The 19151-nt window shown below is 43.9% G+C and carries 17 protein-coding genes and 2 tRNA genes; 6 read left to right on the top strand and 13 right to left on the bottom strand.

Annotation, left to right across the window (positions count from 1 at the left end; all coding sequences use genetic code 11):
- Nucleotides 1-329: 329 nt before the first annotated feature.
- From KQH97_RS06240 to iorA, 9 genes are all read right to left on the bottom strand, one after another.
- Entirely contained in the window at nt 330-968 is a 639-nt protein-coding gene (locus KQH97_RS06240; RefSeq protein WP_216553506.1) for a M15 family metallopeptidase, read from the bottom strand.
- Nucleotides 969-1021: 53 nt separating this feature from the next.
- On the bottom strand, nt 1022-2572 hold the full coding sequence (locus tag KQH97_RS06235; RefSeq protein ID WP_216553504.1) for a L,D-transpeptidase family protein: 1551 nt from the start codon (nt 2570-2572) through the stop codon (nt 1022-1024).
- A gap of 221 nt (nt 2573-2793) precedes the next feature.
- Nucleotides 2794-3999 carry a transglutaminase-like domain-containing protein gene (locus tag KQH97_RS06230; protein ID WP_216553501.1) on the bottom strand — a complete coding sequence of 402 codons (1206 nt, stop codon included), beginning with the start codon at nt 3997-3999 and terminating at the stop codon, nt 2794-2796.
- 542 nt (nt 4000-4541) lie between these two features.
- Complete coding sequence (locus KQH97_RS06225) at nt 4542-4712, bottom strand: DUF362 domain-containing protein (RefSeq protein WP_117878416.1); 171 nt, start codon at nt 4710-4712, stop codon at nt 4542-4544.
- Nucleotides 4713-4867: 155 nt separating this feature from the next.
- A complete protein-coding gene (locus KQH97_RS06220; protein ID WP_216553499.1) occupies nt 4868-5302 on the bottom strand; it encodes an ACT domain-containing protein in 435 nt (144 codons plus the stop codon).
- 18 nt (nt 5303-5320) lie between these two features.
- Complete coding sequence (locus tag KQH97_RS06215; RefSeq protein WP_216553497.1) at nt 5321-6628, bottom strand: phenylacetate--CoA ligase family protein; 1308 nt, start codon at nt 6626-6628, stop codon at nt 5321-5323.
- A gap of 64 nt (nt 6629-6692) precedes the next feature.
- Nucleotides 6693-7190: an HD domain-containing protein gene (locus tag KQH97_RS06210; protein WP_215650303.1), complete on the bottom strand. Its 498-nt coding sequence runs from the start codon at nt 7188-7190 to the stop codon at nt 6693-6695.
- Nucleotides 7190-7765: an indolepyruvate oxidoreductase subunit beta gene (locus tag KQH97_RS06205; RefSeq protein ID WP_216553495.1), complete on the bottom strand. Its 576-nt coding sequence runs from the start codon at nt 7763-7765 to the stop codon at nt 7190-7192. The genes KQH97_RS06210 and KQH97_RS06205 overlap by 1 nt, the downstream gene beginning before the upstream one ends.
- A gap of 28 nt (nt 7766-7793) precedes the next feature.
- The gene (iorA, locus tag KQH97_RS06200) at nt 7794-9521 is read right to left on the bottom strand and encodes an indolepyruvate ferredoxin oxidoreductase subunit alpha (RefSeq protein WP_022287482.1); all 1728 of its coding nucleotides are present in this window, start codon (nt 9519-9521) and stop codon (nt 7794-7796) included.
- Nucleotides 9522-10230: 709 nt separating this feature from the next.
- On the opposite strand from iorA, the gene KQH97_RS06195 reads away from it, so the two are divergent.
- Genes KQH97_RS06195 through KQH97_RS06180 form a run of 4 tightly spaced genes read left to right on the top strand, consistent with a single transcriptional unit; the run spans nt 10231 to nt 13203 of the window.
- Nucleotides 10231-11472, top strand: coding sequence for a galactokinase family protein (locus tag KQH97_RS06195; RefSeq protein WP_216553492.1), 1242 nt, complete (start codon nt 10231-10233; stop codon nt 11470-11472).
- Nucleotides 11473-11485: 13 nt separating this feature from the next.
- Complete coding sequence (locus KQH97_RS06190) at nt 11486-12022, top strand: hypothetical protein (RefSeq protein WP_216553490.1); 537 nt, start codon at nt 11486-11488, stop codon at nt 12020-12022.
- Between the two features lie 18 nt (nt 12023-12040).
- Nucleotides 12041-12709: a tRNA (guanosine(46)-N7)-methyltransferase TrmB gene (gene trmB / locus KQH97_RS06185; RefSeq protein ID WP_041337508.1), complete on the top strand. Its 669-nt coding sequence runs from the start codon at nt 12041-12043 to the stop codon at nt 12707-12709.
- Nucleotides 12709-13203, top strand: a complete 495-nt coding sequence (locus KQH97_RS06180) for a hypothetical protein (RefSeq protein ID WP_216553488.1) — start codon at nt 12709-12711, stop codon at nt 13201-13203. Before trmB ends, KQH97_RS06180 begins: the two co-directional genes overlap by 1 nt.
- A gap of 103 nt (nt 13204-13306) precedes the next feature.
- Here the strand turns inward: KQH97_RS06180 and ilvC are convergent, their stop codons facing one another.
- The 3 genes from ilvC to ilvB form a co-directional block, all read right to left on the bottom strand.
- Nucleotides 13307-14332 (bottom strand): ketol-acid reductoisomerase, encoded by a 1026-nt coding sequence (gene ilvC, locus KQH97_RS06175; RefSeq protein WP_041337504.1) that lies wholly within the window; start codon nt 14330-14332, stop codon nt 13307-13309.
- A gap of 68 nt (nt 14333-14400) precedes the next feature.
- Entirely contained in the window at nt 14401-14898 is a 498-nt protein-coding gene (gene ilvN, locus KQH97_RS06170) for an acetolactate synthase small subunit (RefSeq protein ID WP_022287490.1), read from the bottom strand.
- Nucleotides 14899-15016: 118 nt separating this feature from the next.
- Nucleotides 15017-16642: a biosynthetic-type acetolactate synthase large subunit gene (gene ilvB, locus KQH97_RS06165; RefSeq protein ID WP_216553486.1), complete on the bottom strand. Its 1626-nt coding sequence runs from the start codon at nt 16640-16642 to the stop codon at nt 15017-15019.
- Nucleotides 16643-16886: 244 nt separating this feature from the next.
- Between ilvB and KQH97_RS06160 the strand changes: the two genes are divergently transcribed.
- Both KQH97_RS06160 and KQH97_RS06155 read left to right on the top strand, forming a co-directional pair.
- A tRNA-Ser gene (locus KQH97_RS06160) sits at nt 16887-16975 on the top strand.
- A gap of 22 nt (nt 16976-16997) precedes the next feature.
- Nucleotides 16998-17087, top strand: a tRNA-Ser gene (locus KQH97_RS06155).
- Between the two features lie 180 nt (nt 17088-17267).
- Here KQH97_RS06155 and pckA read toward each other — a convergent pair.
- On the bottom strand, nt 17268-18872 hold the full coding sequence (gene pckA / locus KQH97_RS06150) for a phosphoenolpyruvate carboxykinase (ATP) (protein ID WP_117897516.1): 1605 nt from the start codon (nt 18870-18872) through the stop codon (nt 17268-17270).
- Between the last annotated feature and the right edge of the window lie 279 nt (nt 18873-19151).

The following is a 19151-nucleotide window of genomic DNA, read 5'->3' as shown; positions in this document are numbered from 1 at the left end:
AAAAATTATAGCTCATCGTTCAGCAACGTATGTTATTTCACGGCTCATAGCCGATTTTTAGCTGTTTTTAACAAAACTTTATGCAGGAAGAAATTAAAATCCTGCAATCCTGCATAAGTGCAAACAAACTCAAAGTGTGGTTTTTCGCACAAATGCAAGAAAATAGCCTTTTGCCGTCTTTTTTGACGGCTTAATCATTATAACACACATTACGGCAAAATGCAAGAGCGAATGATAAAACTTGCATAAAATCACTATTAATTTTTAGTTAATCAGTATACATATATAACTTATGATTTCATATCGTTTTCCTGGGTAAACCTTGCAAACTAACGTAACAACGCTCTTTTCAGCTTATTTACAGCCATTTTCAGCGGAGAATCGTACTCTTTGTAAAAATGCTGATAATCCTTAGAATTGTTCCAGTCACCGCCCCATTTCCAGCCGTGGCGCCTGAAAATGCAATAGCAAAGGTCTGTTCTGTCAATCTTGTGATCAAAAGTCTTATCACGGTCTGCATACTCTGCAGCATTGGCAGGCATGACCTTATTTCCCACTATATAAGGATTTATAAGAGGGTTTATGTCTATCGCCCTGCCGTAGCTGTGAGCCGAAATAGTGTTGGTATTAGCCACCACCCTATAGTTGAAGGCAGAGGAATTGTTATCCGCCATTGACCTTTCATCATCAGCGTCATACTCGTCCACGAGCCTGATTTTTTCTATCTCATAACCGCCCTCGAAAAGCTCATAGAAGATATCCAGAACCTCCTCCGCAAGCTTTCTTGCCACGATAAGCTCCCCCGACTGCACCTTATGCTCAAAGTCATAATATCTCACACGCAGATAGGCAAGGTCGCCCAGCTTCACATAGGGATTTTCCTTATAGGAAACGCCTTTGATACGCTCTATCACCTCGTTTGGAAGCTCCTCAGCCGTAAAGCCCTCTCTGTATAATATCTTTTCCATAAAAAACACTCCTTACAAAAAGCGGTCAAGGCATGATACCTTGACCGTCCTTATTATTTATCCGCAGACTTGTAGTACATAACAACCGGCGTACCGTAAGGCACGTTGTCATAAACATATTTGGCGTCATCATAGCTCATATTTATACAGCCATGAGAGCCGTTGTATTTGTATATCTCACCGCCGAAATATCCGCCTCGCCACGTTGAATCGTGAAGACCTATTCCGCAGAGAGAAACGTTGTTCCAGAAGTTGCACTTTGTATCCCACTCGTCGCCGTCGGCATTGGTGTCTTTCATACGCTTGTTGGTCTCCTTTGACCACAGCTTATAAACACCGGGGAGAGTTGTTCTCGCCTTAGATGTGGTCTGACCTGAAACTATATAGGTATCGAGCTTTTTCTTGCCCTTTTCATAATACCACAGGTGCTGGTCGGTAAGGTCTATCTCGATATAAGTGTCGCCTATATCATCGTCCTTGCTTCTTGCAGACTCAACGCCTGTAAAGTCATAATAACCGGTACTGTAATAGATAGGGTCTACCTTGTCAACGCTCTCGCCCTTTTCAAGCATATCCACAAGATCGTCACAAGTCTTTTCCTGATCTATCCACCAACCGTATTTAGCATCAGAGCTTGTCGGCACGATTATGTCGCCCTGCAAAGTGGCGTGGAATTTTCTCTTAGTATTATATGTATCATACTTCTTTGCGAGCTTTTCCACATACTCCATGGCTTTCTTTCTGTCCACAGTGTAGCTTCCGTCATCTTTGAGCTTTATAATCTTCATAAGCTCCTCGCCCGTGAGAGTTTCTGTGGTGTAGTCAAAATCGTATGTGACAGAAAGCTGGAAAACATCATTTCGTTTCTTGCAATCGTCCTCAAGGTCTGCGCTCTTCACCTTTGGAAGAGAATAACAACCTGTGTCCTTGTCAAGCTCAACGCTAAGCTCACCTGCCGCCACGCTTTGCGTAACATAAGCTTCAAGCTTTTTCATATCGGTTATCTTGTTTCCCTGCACCTCAGGGGTGATAACATAAGCCGTCTTATCCTCGTTAAGGCCAAGCTTTGCATCGGCAGTTTCAACATCGCCCCAGTTTGCTTTCTCCACAAGCTTCTGAAGCTTCTCAACATCAAATGTGATATCCTCATTAAAGCTATAGGTGGAGTTCTGTATAAATCCCGAGAACCATGTTTTTCTGTTCACGCTGTCATAGATCTTCTGAAGCTCGTCCTTGCCGCTTAGTCTGTAATCAAAATCAGCCGTCTTGAAAACAACAGGCGTGCCGTCGATAGTTTTGACCGTAAGCTCATAAGGCATATCGTTCACCCCGAGCAGGTCGCAAGCCTGTTCAAATGTCCTTCCGCCCACGTCAACGCCATTCACTGTTGTGCCGCTCAGAAATCTGTTGCTATAGTAAGCTCTTCCAATGAAATATCCTCCGCCCACAACTATTACGATAGCCGCTGCCGCAGTGCCGCAGATAATGCCGATATTGTTGCGTTTTTTCTTTCTTTTCTTATTCTTTGACGAACCTTTGGCAGAGCTGTTTTTCTTCACAGTTGCCGCAGTCTTTTTCTTTATTGTTGTGGAATTTTCCGTCATCAATTATCCTCCTGTACAAAATGACGTTCGGCATTTGCCGACAATGTATCAAGAATAATTATATCACGCTTTTTTTCTTTTGTCTATAGGATAGGCTGAAAAATTTGTCACAAAAAGAGTGCCGGATATTCTCATTTAATGTACAAATAAACGTACTGCAAACAAACCACACGCAAACACAGTAAAAAAATATCGGGCAGATAACTCCGCCCGATACAATATCAGTCTTTTATATACTTGTTCTTGACCTCGCTGTAGGTCTTGCAGAAGCGGTCATGGGAGATATACGCTCCCCAGCTCATGTTATCGTCCACCTGAGGGTCCATAACATATACCTGACCGTTTATCGTTACCTCCACCCACATATGATAGCCATAACCGCCTGCCGCCATAGCTGTCTTGCCGTCAACAGTCTTTGCGTCAAAGCCTATGTAGCTAAGCATTGCGGCGTAAACGTAAGAATATTCTGTGCAAGTGCCGTAACCGTCCTCAAGAACAGCCTTAACAGGATTTGCCCAGCCGCCGTAATCATAGACCGTGTTCTTTATGATATAATCGTAGCAAGCCACAGCCTTTTCGTAGTTTGTCATATCATCTGATATTATCTTATCGAGATATTTCAGAAGTATCTTTTCTTCCTTTGCGCTGAGCGTCGCCTTTGGATCAAGCACTGCAGAATTAAGTCGCTGTGCAGGTGTCTTGCCGTTGTCGACAACAGGCGCAGTGGTTGTAGTTGTAACAGGCTTTTTAGTTGTTGTCACCTTAGCAGTGGTGGTCTTTTTCTTGGTAGTAGTCACCGCAGGCGTTGTGGTCGTAACAGGGGCAGTTGTTGTCTTTGCAGTGGTAGTAGTTTTTGCAGTAGTAGTTTTCACTGTTGTAGTCTTTTTTGTAGCCTTTGAGGCAACAGTATCGCTGTCAGTAGTGCTGACAGGGGCGGAAGTAACAGCAGAAACCTTTGTTTCAGACTTTGAAGCCTGCTGAGTTTTCTTTGTCACAAGGCTTACTGATATGCTAAGCTTTGTGTCAGCGGAAGTCACGCTCTGCACTGCGGTCACTGACGCTGGCTTCTGTGATATTACAGAGGTCGTTACGCTCTCTGATCTCAAAGCGGTTTCGGAAGCTGGCTTTGTTGCCTTTGTTGTTTCGCTTTTTGCAGTTTTTACAGCCTTTACAGCCTCGGTCTGAGAATTTTTCGCAGTTTCCTTGACGGCTGATGTTGTAAGAACAGTTGTGATATCCCCGATTTGCTCAGATGTTTCCTTGTCAGAAACAGCAGAAATGACCTTTGCATTTTCAGGTGGCATGACCACACATGGCTGGATAACGTTTTTATCAAGTGTCGCAAAAGTCACAGCAGATACTGTCACAACTCCGCAGGCAGAAAGCACAGCCACACAGCGGGATATCCCCGACTTCAAATAACCCAATTCAGAACGCTCCTTTCAAATGTGATAAACTACACCATATTATAATGAATAAGGTTACAAAAGTCAAGGGGTGTTGTAATCAAATTGTAATTTTCAAGCCGATTTTTCGCTCGTTCATGAAGTTTATATGAACGTTAAGTTACAACCATTGTACATTTTATATCCCAGGAACGACAATAAGGGTTCTATTTTTATCACTTTTAACAAATTTCGCAAAACTTTTATTAATAATACCGAAAAACGGACACCTGCGTTACAAAAACCCATATTTCCCACGATATTTTACATATCTATCCACAAAATCACCCACGCAAAAAAAGAACGCTGACACAAGCCAGCGTTCCCTTTTTGAAGTATATGAAGTATATATGGAGAAAAAAGTATATGTGTAAATTTCATCTTTTTGTCTTTCTCTTATCTTGTTTATATAATACTCCGCCAATGTGACAGTTTTATGATAATGTGCTGAAAACTAATACACAAAAAATAAGTGCAAAAAAACGCCTGCCATATGACAGACGTTTTCTCTTAGTTTAAGTAAATTACTCAGCCTGAGGTGCTCCTACAGGGCAAGTACCTGCACAAGAACCGCAGTCGATGCACTCGTCAGCGTTAATAACACACTTACCATCAGCCTCGGAGATAGCTCCTACTGGACATGCGTCCATGCAAGCGCCGCAGCCGATGCACTCATCACTAATCTTATAAGCCATTTTCACAGACCTCCTTGCATAAATTCTACAAGTATCATATCAAATACTATACTTATATAATAACACATTTTCTGAAAAAATCAAGAGGTTTTCGGCATTTCATAAAAATTTCACATAGATTTTAAGTGATTTTTCAGTTAGTATTTACTAATCAGCTAGATGCTTGCCAATTCCTGCTGTGAGATAAGTGCAAATCCTGCTTCATTCAAAGCATCCTGAGCGGCTGTAACGTTCTCTACTCTAAGGATAAGATAAGCCGTGTTTTCCTTAGTGTTTATGAATGCAGAATACATATACTCAACGCTGATGTTGTCATTGTAGAGAGCTTTCATTGCTTCTGAAAGTCCGCCCGGGCGGTCATTTATCTCCACTGCAAGCACCTGAGTGGTGGTAACGGAAAAGCCCTCTGTTTTCAAGGCTGAAACTGCTTTTTCAAAATCGTCAACGATAAGTCTGAGAATACCGAAATCCTTTGTGTCAGCAAGGGACATTGCACGGATATTCACATCATTATCCCCAAGTATTTTTGTAACGGCAGACAATCTGCCAGGTCTATTTTCAATAAAAACCGAAAGCTGTTTTACTGTCATAAAATTACCCCCTGTCTTTTAGACAAGCTTTCTCTTGTCGATAACTCTTACTGCCTTGCCCTCAGAACGTGGAATGCTCTTTGGCTCAACAAGTCTTATCTTCGCCTTGATGCCAAGGATATTATGGATATCGTTGGATATCTTCTTTTCAAGATCCTCGATAGACTTGACAGTATCAGAGAACATATCGTCATTAAGCTCGACTCTTATCTCAAAAGTATCAGAATTGTTCACCCTGTCAACGACTATCTGATAGTTAGGGCTTGCCTTTGATATCTTAAGAAGCACTGACTCTATCTGCGATGGGAACACGTTTACGCCCTTAATGATGAGCATATCGTCGCTTCTGCCCATTGGCTTGCACATTTTGACGAGAGTTCTGCCACATGAGCATTTCTCTCTTGTAAGAATACAGATATCTCTTGTTCTGTATCTCAGCAGAGGGAAAGCTTCCTTTGTGATACTTGTGAATACAAGCTCGCCCTTTGAGCCTTCAGGAAGCACCTCTCCTGTGTCAGGGTCGATTATCTCTGCGATAAAGTTGTCCTCATTGATGTGCATACCAGACTGTGCTTCGCACTCAAAAGCTACGCCAGGACCGCTTGTTTCTGTCAGACCATAGATATCGTAAGCCTTGATACCAAGAAGATTCTCTATCTCGTGACGCATTTCCTCCGTCCAAGGCTCAGCACCGAAGATACCAGCTTTAAGTGTAAGCTCCTCTGGCTTTATGCCCATTTCCTTTACAGTTTCACCTATATAGGCGGCATATGACGGAGTACAGCAAAGGATAGTAGAACCAAGGTCCTGCATGAACTGTATCTGTCTTTCTGTGTTTCCTGATGACATCGGCAGAGTAAGACAGCCCACCTTATGAGAGCCGCCGTTAAGACCTGCTCCCCCTGTAAAAAGTCCATAGCCATATGCAACGTGGCAAACGTCGTCTTTTGTTCCGCCTGCGGCAACTATAGCTCTTGCACAGCAATTTTCCCAAAGGTCGATATCATTCTGAGTGTAGAAAGCCACAACTCTCTTGCCTGTGGTTCCGCTTGTTGAATGTATTCTCACGCACTCTGAAAGCGGCTTTGCAAGCAGACCGTAAGGATAAGCCTCACGCAGATCAGCCTTTGAAAGGAACGGCAGCTTGTGCAGGTCCTCAATGCCGTGTATATCATCAGGCGTTACGCCCTTTTCTTCCATAAGCTTCTTGTAGTATGGCACATTGTCCCAGACGTGCTTGACCTGCTTGACAAGTCTTTCACTCTGGAGCTTTTTCATGTCCTCGTGCGCCATGCACTCGATCTCTTCGTTCCAATATTTTCCCATTGGAACACACCTCCTGTTAAAATGGTTTCGGTCATATTACTCGGGTATCAACTTTGCACAAGTATCATACGCCGTACATATCTTCAAGCATTTTTATGCCTGTTTTCGTTTTGAACACCTTGTCACGGAAGCTTTTTATGCTCTCTTTGGAAAGGCTGTCCTCGAAAGCGTTCACAAGGAAATCGGCTTCCAAGAGTATCTGCCAGTCAAGCCCCTGGGCGCCCTCATAGGTGTGATGATGTGCGATAAGAAAGCACACCCTGTCTATGATATCCTCGTCAAAGTCAAGCTCTGTGAGCATTTTCCGTGCAGGCTCAGGGCCTAACTGTTCCTGAAGCTTTCCGCCGCAGTGACCCTTGCCGTATCTCTCCTCCGCAGGCTTTATGCCTATATCATGCACCACCGACGCAACGTCAAGACAGTACATAGTGCGGATATCAAGCCCCTCTGCCCTGCCGATAACACGGGCAAAGGTATGCACCTTTATAAAGTGCTGTATACGCTTAGGGTCGCCGCCGAAAAACTCGGTCATTTTTATGATAAGACCGCTTATCTCGTCCATTATTTTACCTCTCTGCCGAGAGCGAACGCCTTTTTATTCAGTTCAAGGAACTTTGCAGGAACACAGCTTTCAAGAGCCTTCTGCCAAACGTCCTCGTCAAAAGCCATTTTAGTTGACACAACGCCCATGAGAACAACGTTTGAAGCCTTTGCAGTACCAGCCTGCTCTGCAAGTGCCAGTGCGTCAACAGCGATAACGTCAACGCCCTCTGCTTTAAGCTTGCCTATGATATCCTCAGGATAAACAGCCGCACCTGTGATAACAGGCATTGGGTCTATCTGCTGAGTTGAAGTTATGATATGTCCGCCCTTTTTGAGATATGAAACATATCTTGCGGCTTCAAGCTGTTCAAAGCTAATGATGATATCAGCTTCGCCTTTTTCAACTACAGGTGAGCATACCTCGCTGCCGTACTTAACGTATGTAACAACAGAACCGCCACGCTGGCTCATACCGTGTACCTCGCTGACCTTGACATCAAAGCCCTGTGAGAGAAGCACGTTTCCTATTATTCTTGACGCAAGCAGAGAGCCCTGTCCGCCTACGCCCACTATCATAATTGATCTTGTTTTCATTATTTACACCTCGAAATATATGTTATCATTAGTCGCATATCGCACCCAGCTTACACATTTCCTTGCATATGCCGCAGCCTACGCACTGTGTATGGTCGATAACGCACTTGCCGTCATGGATAGATATAGCAGGACAGCCTATCTTCAAGCACTGCTTACAGCCAACGCACTTATCCTTGTTTACCTTAAGTGGTGGATTGTGCTTTACATATTTAAGAAGTGCGCATGGACGTCTTGAAATAATAACGCTTGGTTCTTCTTTGGCAAGCTCTTCCTTGATAACAGCTTCTGTTTCAGCCATGTGATATGGGTCAACGACTCTTACGCTCTTGATACCAAGTGAATGGCAGAGCATTTCAAGGTCAACGGCATAAGCAGGGTCGCCCTTGAGGTTTTTACCGGTTGTAGGGTTCTGCTGATGACCCGTCATACCTGTGATAGAGTTATCGAGAATGATAACAGTTGAATTTGTGGAGTTATATGCAACGTTCACAAGACCTGTCATACCGCTGTGCATGAATGTAGAGTCACCGATAACGGCAACAGACTTCTTCTCAGCCTCTGCGCCTCTTGCCTTGTTGAAGCCGTGAAGTCCGCTGATAGAAGCACCCATGCAGATAGTTGAATCCATAGCACAAAGCGGTGCTGTTGCGCCGAGAGTGTAACAGCCGATATCGCCTGATACCATAACGCCCAGCTTATGCAGGCAATAGAACAGACCTCTGTGAGGACATCCCGGACACATAACAGGAGGTCTTACAGGCACGTTATCCTCAAATGTGATATACTCAGGCTTCTCGCCAAGTATCTTTTCGGCAACGATAGTCTGTGATATCTCGCCCATAAGGCTGAAAAGCTCCTTGCCGATAACGTTCACGCCGTTCTTTTTGCAGTGTGTTTCGATAACATCGTCAAGCTCCTCGATTACATAGACCTTTTCGCACTTTGCGGCAAAGTCCTTTATTATCTGAATTGGCATTGGGTTTACGATACCGAGTTTGAGATATGAAGCCTTGTCGCCCAGAGCTTCCTTTGCATACTGATATGAGATACCGCTTGTGATAACGCCTATCTTTGTATCGTTCATCTCTACCTTGTTGAGCGGTGAAGTTTCGGCATAATCAGCGATAGCCTTCATTCTTGCCTCAACAACAGGGTGACGGCGGATAGCGTTACCAGGCATCATAACATACTTCTGGATATTCTTTTCGTATGGGATATTCTCCCTTTCCTCTCTCTCGCAAAGCTCAACGGCTGACTGAGAGTGAGAAACTCTGGTGGACAGTCTTACGATAACAGGAACATCGAACTTTTCAGAAAGCTCGAAAGCAGCCTTAGCAAACTCTTTGCACTCTCCTGAATCGGAAGGCTCTATCATCATTGTCTTAGAAGCGATTGCATGGTGACGTGAATCCTGCTCGTTCTGTGACGAGTGCATACCAGGGTCATCGGCGACAGCTATTACCATACCTGCCGTTACGCCTGTGTAGCCTGCTGTGTAAAGAGGGTCAGCGGCAACGTTAAGACCAACGTGCTTCATTCCGCAGAAGCTTCTTGCACCGCCTATAGAAGCGCCAAGAGCCACTTCCATTGCCACCTTTTCATTAGGCGCCCACTCAGCATATACCTCGTCATATTTTGCAACAGCTTCTGTTATCTCAGTTGACGGAGTACCAGGGTAAGATGATACAACCTTACAGCCTGCCTCATACAGACCTCTTGCAAACGCCTCGTTTCCAAGCATTAGTTTTTTCATACAATAAATCTTTCCTTTCACTGCACCGACCATTTTTTCGTGGTCGGTAGAAATAAACAATAATTAAAATAGACATAAGTAATTATACCACAAATTTCACCAAAATGCAACAGCTTTTTTGATTTAAAGCACCAATAGAGCATTATAAAAAGTTTGCTTACGGCAATTTTGTCAGTTTGCATAAAATATTAAGGGAGCTTCTGTGCAAAAATTCACCTATAGGCACACTTGGCACACATACACGCACACATGAAACGTGCAGGCTTACACGTTTACACGATTTGATACACGCACAATACACATTTTAAATTGCTGTTAAACAGCGTAAATACGCACTTTACACGATTACACGATTTGTTTTATATATATAAATATATTGTATATTGGTATACTTATATATAGGGGGTAAATGTTATATATATAATAAAAATAAGATAAGCCGTTCAAAGCGTGTAATCGTGTAAAAACCACCGCAAACCACGCAAACAGGCGCTTTGAGCCATACACACGAAACGTGTATAAGTGTGTAAACAAGCGTGTAAATACACATTTTAAGCAACAATAAAATAAATCGCCCACAGGCGATACCATAATTCCTCATTCCTCACTCCTCATTCCTCACTTCTTAACAAAATTGCACTTGAAATAAAGGCGCAAATGTTGTATAATAACAAAGTATACTTAAATTTACGTTCGGAGGATATACATAATGAAAAAATACACACTTGACGAGGTCTACACTGCCGATATGACGGCGTTTCAGAGAGAAAGATATAACAGAGTTGCAGATGAGTTTGAAAAGCTTTACGGCGAAAAGCCTACTGCTTTCTTCTCTGCCCCAGGCAGAACTGAGGTAGGCGGCAACCACACAGACCACAACTTCGGCTGTGTTCTTGCGGCAGGCGTTTCACTTGACGTTATCGCCGCTGTTGCTCCTGACACCGAGGAGAACGTTATTACCATAAAGTCCGAGGGCTTCCCTATGGACACTGTGAACGTTGAGGACGATACTATCTACGAGGAGCAGAAAAACACTTCTGCGGCACTTATAAGAGGTATGTCCGCAGGCTTTAAAAAGAATGGTCACAAGGCTGGGGGCTTCAAGGCTTATGCTACTTCAAACGTGCTGAAAGGCTCAGGACTTTCTTCATCAGCGGCTTACGAGGTACTTATCGGCACTATCCTCAATGGTCTTTACAATGACGGCGAGGTTTCTGCTGTGGAGATAGCTCAGATAGCTCAGTTTGCAGAAAATGTATATTTCGGTAAGCCGTCAGGTCTTATGGATCAAATGGCTTCATCAGTAGGCGGATTTATCACTATCGACTTTGCTGACGAAAAGCACCCTGTTATCGACTCTGTAAAGTTCGATTTCACAAAAAGCGGTCACGCCCTTTGTATCGTTGACACAAAGGGCAACCATGCCGACCTCACCCCTGAGTATGCAGCTATCCCTGCGGAAATGAAGTCTGTTGCAGCTTTCTTTGGCAAAAAGGTGCTGAGAGAGATAACAAAGGAACAGCTTCTTGAAAACATCTGCGCTCTTAGAGAAAAGTGCAGTGACAGAGCTGTGCTTAGAGCACTCCACTTCTTTGACGATAACGAGAGAGTTGGCAAGGAAGCTTCCGCACTTTCAGAGGGCGACTTTGACGCTTTCCTGAGCCTTATCAATGAATCAGGAGATTCATCATTCAAATATCTTCAGAACATCTATGCTTCTTCTGCCCCAAACGAGCAGGGTCTTTCACTTGCTCTGTATCTTGCAAAGCAGGCTCTTGGCGGTGAGGGTGCTTGCAGAGTACACGGCGGTGGCTTTGCAGGAACTATCCAAGCATTCGTACCTGAAAAGAAGCTTGAAGCTTTCAAGGCTGAAATGGAGAGAGTATTCGGTGAAGGCTCATGCTATGTGCTGTCCATAAGACCTGTTGGCGGCGTGCAGATCGACCTTTAATATAGGAGTTGTCATGAAAAATCCATTTGCAGGCTTGAAGAAAAAGCAGGTGAAGTTGCAGTTTTCCACCTGCGGAGAGATAATGATAGACGGACTTCCCTTTGCTTTCGGAGTGGAGAGTGCAGGGAAAGCGTCAGACAAAGGGCTTTGCGTTTCCATATCCGGTGAAGCTGTCAATGACGGACGTGTTACCTTTTCAAACCTTGAATACTACGAAAACCATGGCGGAAAGATAACCCTTGTGAAGCATGGCTTTTCACTTGTCACCAAAAAGGACGGCAAGAAAATTTATCAGGCGAAGTTTACCAAAATACCTATCACCGAAAAGGACACCTCAGTGCTTTTCAGAAAGCTCACCGAGGAAGAGGTCGTCCAACGACTCAACTGCGAGATAGCTTTTAAGGTGACACCTCATTTCAGCGGTGAGGACACATCCGAAGTCATGCTCACAGTTTATCCTTATGAAAATATGCTCACAGGGTCGGCTGTGCAGTGGCTAAAGGTCACGTCTGACAAGGACTATTTTCTGCACAAATATTCTAATAAATAACAGGAGAGTTTATCCCATATGAGAATGAGAAGAAAGAAAAATCTTGAGGCACGTCTTGAAGCCTGTGGAGATTATATTTTATATCTTGACCGTGACGAGAAGAATTTTCAGGACAAATCAAACAAACAGCTTATTGACTTTGAGAAGATATTCGGAAACAGCAATCCCCTTGTGCTGGAGATAGGCTGTGGAAAGGGTCAGTTTGCAAGAGAGATAGCAAAGAGAAATCCTGACAAGAATTTCCTTGCAGTAGAAAAAAGCAGTAACGTTATAGTTGACGCCGCACAAATGGCTATAGACGAGGGCATACCGAACCTGAGATTTGCAAGGGGCGAGGCTGAATATCTCGATTGCTTTATCCCTGAAAAGTCAGTGGAGTGTATCTACCTTAACTTTAGCTGTCCGTATCCTAAAAATACATATGCACGTCATAGGCTCACATACCGAGCTTTTCTTGAAATATACAGACGTATTCTTGTGGACAAAGGCGAGATATACCAAAAGACCGACAATATGCACTTCTTTGAGTTCTCCTTGGAGGAGTTCTCTGCGGCAAATTACGGACTTAAAAACATTTCTCTCGACCTTCACAACAGTGGCTTCGAGGGCAATATCGTAACGGAATATGAGAAGAAATTCTCAGACATGGGTATGCCTATCTACAGATTGGAGGCGTTCGTAAAATAATGAGCGAGCAGATAAATCCAATTGTCAGCGAGAAAGATATGGGTGCTGACGGCAAGCTTCGCAAATGGCCAACAGGCAGAAAAGTCAAGTGGATAATTTGGATAGTCATAATCTTAGCAGTAGCACTCGGCTTCTGGCATCAGCACTATATGCGCTCCGACAGCCAGATAAAAGCCGTTTTCAATGACAACAAGGCTAACTTTCAGACCACTGCGGAGTTTATGATAGAAAGCATTTCATGCGAAAAGCCGACACTGACAAAGGGCAAATGCTCCATTAAATCGCTCACTGAAAACAATGCCTGCAAGTCTGTGAAGAAAGAGCTTGAGGAGCTGGAGCGCAGGAACGTTACATACATCGACAGCGACGGCTTGACAGTGAAATTCTATACCATTTATGACCATTACTATATTTACCGCTCACCCATAAGCTCATCAGGGGGCAAGGATAACCTCAGTGACGGGTGGTCTTATGTAAAAACAAGTAAAAGCTAACAACAAAGAAACAACCATAGTCCAATAACGAGTAGAGAGATAAAAAAGAACGACCTGCATTGCAAGTCGTTCTCTTTTTATGCTAATATGTAATATCCACAAATTAGTTGTTGATGAGCTTCTCGTCATCATTGTTCCAGCTGTAGAGCTTTCTGATCTCCTTACCAACCTTCTCAGAAGGATGCTCAGCATGGAGCTTTCTCATAGCCTTGAAGTGTACCTGTGAACCAGCGTCAGACATATCAAGGAGGAAGTCCTTAGCGAATGTACCGTCCTGAATGTCAGACAGAACCTTCTTCATAGCCTTCTTAGTGTCCTCAGTAACGATCTTTGGACCTGTGATGTAGTCGCCGTACTCAGCTGTGTTAGAGATAGAATATCTCATGCCCTCGAAACCTGACTGATAGATAAGGTCAACGATGAGCTTCATCTCATGGATACACTCAAAGTATGCGTTTCTTGGGTCATAACCAGCCTCGCAAAGTGTTTCAAAACCAGCCTGCATAAGTGCGCAAACACCACCGCAGAGAACTGCCTGCTCACCGAAGAGGTCTGTTTCTGTTTCTGTTCTGAATGTTGTCTCAAGAACACCTGCTCTTGCTCCGCCGATACCAAGTGCATATGCAAGTCCGATATCCTGTGCGTTGCCTGTTGCGTCCTGCTCAACTGCGATAAGGCAAGGTGTACCCTTACCAGCCTGATACTCAGAACGTACTGTGTGACCAGGAGCCTTAGGTGCGATCATGATAACATTGACATTCTTTGGTGGTACGATGCAGCCAAAGTGAATGTTAAAGCCGTGTGCGAATGCAAGAGTCTTACCTTCTGTGAGGTATGGCTCGATAGATTTCTTATAAAGTGCAGCCTGCTTCTCATCAGGAATAAGGATCATGATGATATCAGATGTCTTTGCAGCTTCCTCAGTTGTCATAACTGTAAGACCCTGCTGCTCAGCCTTTGCCCAGCTCTTAGAACCTTCGTAAAGACCTACTACTACGTCAACACCGCTCTCCTTAAGGTTGAGTGCATGAGCGTGACCCTGTGAACCGTAACCGATAATGGCAACTCTCTTACCCTTGAGTACGTTAATGTCGCAATCCTGCTGATAGAATATTCTTGCCTGTGCCATTGTTAATTCCTCCAAATTCAGAAATTTAAGATTTATTTTATGTAGCCTTTCGGCTATATAATCAAAGTTTATTTGCCTGCATTGAATGTGTCAGAGCCTTTCTCTATTGCGATAGTGCCTGTTCTTACCATTTCGATTATTCCGTAAGGCGCTATGACCTCCTCAAATCTGCAAAGGTGAGCGTAAGTGTCGCAAAGCTCCAATGTCATTGTCGTAAGCGTTATATCCATGACCTTAGCCCCTGTGATATCCGCAATAGTCATTATCTCACTGCGTCTGTTTGCGACCGCAGACACCTTGACTATCATAAGCTCTCTTGCGAGATACTCATTAGCCTCAAATGTCTTTACCTTGATGACCTCGATAAGCTTGTTGAGCTGTTTCTCGATCTGCTCAACTGTATGCTCGTCACCGTCAGCAACTATCGTTATTCTTGAAACGTCAGGGTCATGAGTCGGACCTACTGCAAGGCTCTCGATATTGAACCCACGTCTTGAAAACAGTCCGGAAATTCTTGATAGAACACCGCTGTGGTTTTCTACAAGAACTGAGATCGTATGTTTCATAAATCAACCTCCATAAGGAAACCTTTCCTTGTTTTTTTATTATATCAGTTTATTATTAAGATTTCTTGAACGCAAACGCTATATACTGTAAACGCTACAGATAGTTAAAATATTGGCCTTATAATGTTGGCATATCCTTATCCACAACGACTTCAACAAGGCATATACCCTCATGCTTGGCGAGCATCTCAACGCCCTTTTCCATAGTATCATCGTCATAAACTCTCATTGCAGGTATGCCATAAGCTTCTGCAAGCTTGATAAAGTCAGGAGAGCCGTCAAGAAAAACTGCCGTCTGTCTGTCATGATAGCCGTTTGTCTGAAGCTCTCTTACCATGCCAAGGCGGTTGTTTGTCATTACTACCACCTTTATATCAACGCCGAACTGAACGGCTGTTGCAAGCTCCATGAACGACATCTGAAAAGCTCCGTCACCGCATATAGCAACTGTTGCTCTGCTGTCGTCAGCCATTTTTGCACCTATTGCCGCAGGCACAGAATAGCCCATCGTACCCATGCCGCCTGAGGTAAGAAGTCTGCCCTCTTTGCGGAACTTATATTCAGTGCAGGTCCATATCTGATTTTGTCCAACGTCTGCCACAACAGTAACATTGGCAGGCATTTTCTTTGCAAGCCTGTCGATAAACACCCTCGGATTGACAGTACCATTTGCAGGCTCAACATACTTTCTCTCGCCCCCAAGGGTCTTGATGTGAGCTATCCACTCATCGTGCTTCATAGGCTTTGCAAGCTCCGTCATTTGCTGTAAAACAAGCTTTGCGTCGCCAACGAGAGGCAGGTCAGCACCGATATTCTTGCCTATCTCCGCAGGGTCGATATCTATATGTATTATCTTAGTAGTTTTCTCCAGAGCCAAAGGTGTTTTAACGGCTCTGTCGCCAACTCTTGCGCCCACAAGGAACAGCACGTCGCACTCGTTCACAGCGGCGTTTGCCATTTTAACACCGTGAGTTCCTATCATGCCGCAGAAAAGCGGGTCATCATCAGGGAAAACAGAAATACCCATCATAGTTGTGATAACAGGTATCTGCATAATGTCGGCAAGCTCTCTTATCTCGTTCTCAGCATGAGCGGCAAAAACACCTCCGCCAATACAGATAAGTGGCTTCTCAGCCTCTTCCAACGCCGCCATTACACGCCTTACCTGAACGTAGTTGCCCTTTGTGGTAGGCTTATAGCTTCTTATCTCGCACTTTTCAGGATACTCAAAGTCGATAACAGACTTCTGAACGTCCATAGGAATATCTATAAGAACAGGACCCGGTCTGCCCGTACCTGCAATATAGAAAGCCTCTTTGAAAACTCTTGCAGTGTCCTCAGGGTCTTTGAGAAGATAGCTGTGCTTCACGAACGGTTCAGCCGAGCCTGTAATGTCAGCCTCCTGAAAAACGTCAGATCCTATCTGGTCGGTATTCACCTGACCTGTTATGCACACGATAGGTATAGAATCCGCATAAGCGGTAGCAATAGCAGTAATAAGATTAGTTGCACCCGGACCTGATGTAGCGATACATACCGCAGGCTTGCCTGAAATTCGTGCATAGCCGTTAGCCGCATGACCACCGTTAGCTTCCTGTCTCACGAGCACCTGCCTGATGTCGTTTTCAGCATCCAGCAAAGCGTCATAGAAAGGACAGATAGCAGCTCCGGGATAGCCAAAGACGACTTTTACGTTCTCAGCTTTCAAACATTCAACCATAGCCTGACTTACAGTCATTTTCATAATAAAGTCGCCTCCATAAAAATTTTCTGTATAAATTATCATATAAAGTGATAAAACATACAAAGCTGTGATTTATTATACCATATTTATAAGATTTCGTCAAGTATCGTCAGCATACGAAGGAATATTTATGCTTAAAAAAATTTCGCAAAAAAAATTTGAAAAAGGGGTTGACAAGACAGATGAACTGTGCTATAATAATTAAGTCGCTGAGAGAGAACGACATAAAACAAATAATTAATGTGGACAGGTGTCCGAGTGGTTTAAGGAGCTGGTCTTGAAAACCAGTGATACGGCAACGTACCGTGGGTTCGAATCCCACCCTGTCCGCCACATTTTTTATATATACAGGTTTGCGGATTTACCCAAGTGGTGAAGGGGCTCCCCTGCTAAGGGAGTAGGTCTGGAAACGGGCGCGAGAGTTCAAATCTCTCAATCCGCGCCAGCAAAAGTTTAAGCTTTTGCTTGTATCCGCTTTACGTTATGTAGAGCGGATTTTTTATTGCATAAATACTAAAATACCGCAGAGATGTCTGTCCTCTGCGGTATTTTTTTTGCACAAAAAAGCTACCGCACCAAAAGGCACAGCAGCTTTTATACTATATAATAGTATCAGAGTTATTGATTATTCCTTTGGACCTGCTGATACAAGAGCCTTACCTGCTGGGTTGCCCTCATACTTAGCAAAGTTCTTAACAAATCTGCTTGCAAGATCCTTAGCCTTTGTCTCCCACTCGGAAGCGTCAGCATATGTGTCACGAGGATCGAGAATTGCAGGATCAACGCCTGGAAGCTCTGTTGGAACTTCAAAGTCAAAGTGTGGTATCTTCTTTGTAGGTGCGTTGAGGATATCACCGCTAAGGATAGCGTCGATAATTCCACGAGTATCCTTGATAGAGATTCTCTTGCCTGTGCCGTTCCAACCTGTGTTTACCAGGTATGCCTTAGCACCGCTCTTCTGCATCTTCTTAACAAGCTCTTCAGCATACTTTGTTGGGTGAAGCTCAAGGAAAGCCTGACCGAAGCAAGCTGAGAATGTTGGTGTAGGCTCAGTGATTCCACGCTCTGTACCTGCAAGCTTTGCAGTAAAGCCAGAGAGGAAGTAATACTGTGTCTGCTCTGGTGTGAGGATAGATACTGGAGGCAGTACACCAAATGCGTCTGCTGAAAGGAAGATAACGTTCTTTGCAGCAGGTGCAGAAGAAATAGGTCTTACAATGTTCTTGATATGGTCGATAGGATAAGATACACGAGTGTTCTCTGTAACGCTCTTATCAGCAAAGTCGATCTTGCCGTTCTCGTCAAGAGTTACGTTCTCAAGAAGAGCATCTCTTCTGATAGCGTTGTAGATATCAGGCTCAGATTCCTTGTCAAGGTTGATTACCTTAGCATAGCAGCCGCCCTCGAAGTTGAATACTCCGTTGTCGTCCCAGCCGTGCTCGTCGTCACCGATAAGAAGTCTCTTAGGGTCTGTAGAAAGTGTTGTCTTACCTGTACCGGACAGACCAAAGAAGATAGCTGTGTTCTCACCGTTCTTATCTGTGTTAGCTGAGCAGTGCATTGAAGCCATGCCCTTGAGTGGAAGGAAGTAGTTCATCATTGAGAACATACCCTTCTTCATCTCTCCGCCGTACCAAGTGTTGATGATTACCTGCTCACGGCTTGTGATGTTGAACATAACTGCTGTCTCAGAGTTAAGACCAAGCTCCTTATAGTTCTCTACCTTAGCCTTTGAAGCGTTGTATACAACGAAGTCAGGCTCAAAGTTCTCAAGCTCCTCAGCAGTTGGCTTGATGAACATATTTGTTACAAAGTGAGCCTGCCAAGCAACCTCAACGATGAAACGGATAGCCATTCTTGTATCCTTGTTAGCGCCGCAGAATGCGTCAACTACGAAAAGTCTCTTATTTGAAAGTTCCTTGATAGCGAGTTCCTTAACAGACTTCCAAGCCTCCTGTGAAGCTGGGTGGTTGTCGTTCTTGTACTCGTCAGAAGTCCACCAAACAGTGTCCTTAGAATTTTCGTCCATAACGATGAACTTATCTTTAGGTGAACGGCCTGTATAAACGCCTGTCATAACGTTTACTGCGCCAAGCTCACTCTCCTGACCCTTTTCATAGCCTTCGAGTGTTGGCTTTGTTTCTTCCTCGAACAGCTGCTCGTAAGAAGGGTTGTAAACAACTTCTGTAGTTCCGGTGATACCGTATTTGCTCAAATCGATCTTTGACATGTTGCAATAACTCCTTTTCAAAAAATATCGTTAATAGGCGCTATAATGAAACAGCACACGCTGACGCATTCATTTTCTTTCCTTATTATAAAGCATAAGCTATACAGAAATTCATCTGATAATTGAAAACACACTGTCAGCATTTCATGCTGTGCTCCTATTACAGCAATATAATTATACCACATATTTTTCTGAATTGCAAGGGTAAACGCAGATTTTGTGAGCTGATTTTTTACATTTCGTTTAAATCTATGATGATTTTTTATGAATAAATGTAAT

Origin of the sequence: Ruminococcus sp. MSJ-25, assembly GCF_018917825.1 — a bacterium.
Classification (GTDB): domain Bacteria; phylum Bacillota; class Clostridia; order Oscillospirales; family Ruminococcaceae; genus Hominimerdicola; species Hominimerdicola aceti.
The sequence above is the reverse complement of the archived record's forward strand: the minus strand, read 5'-3'. Positions and strand labels throughout refer to the sequence as shown.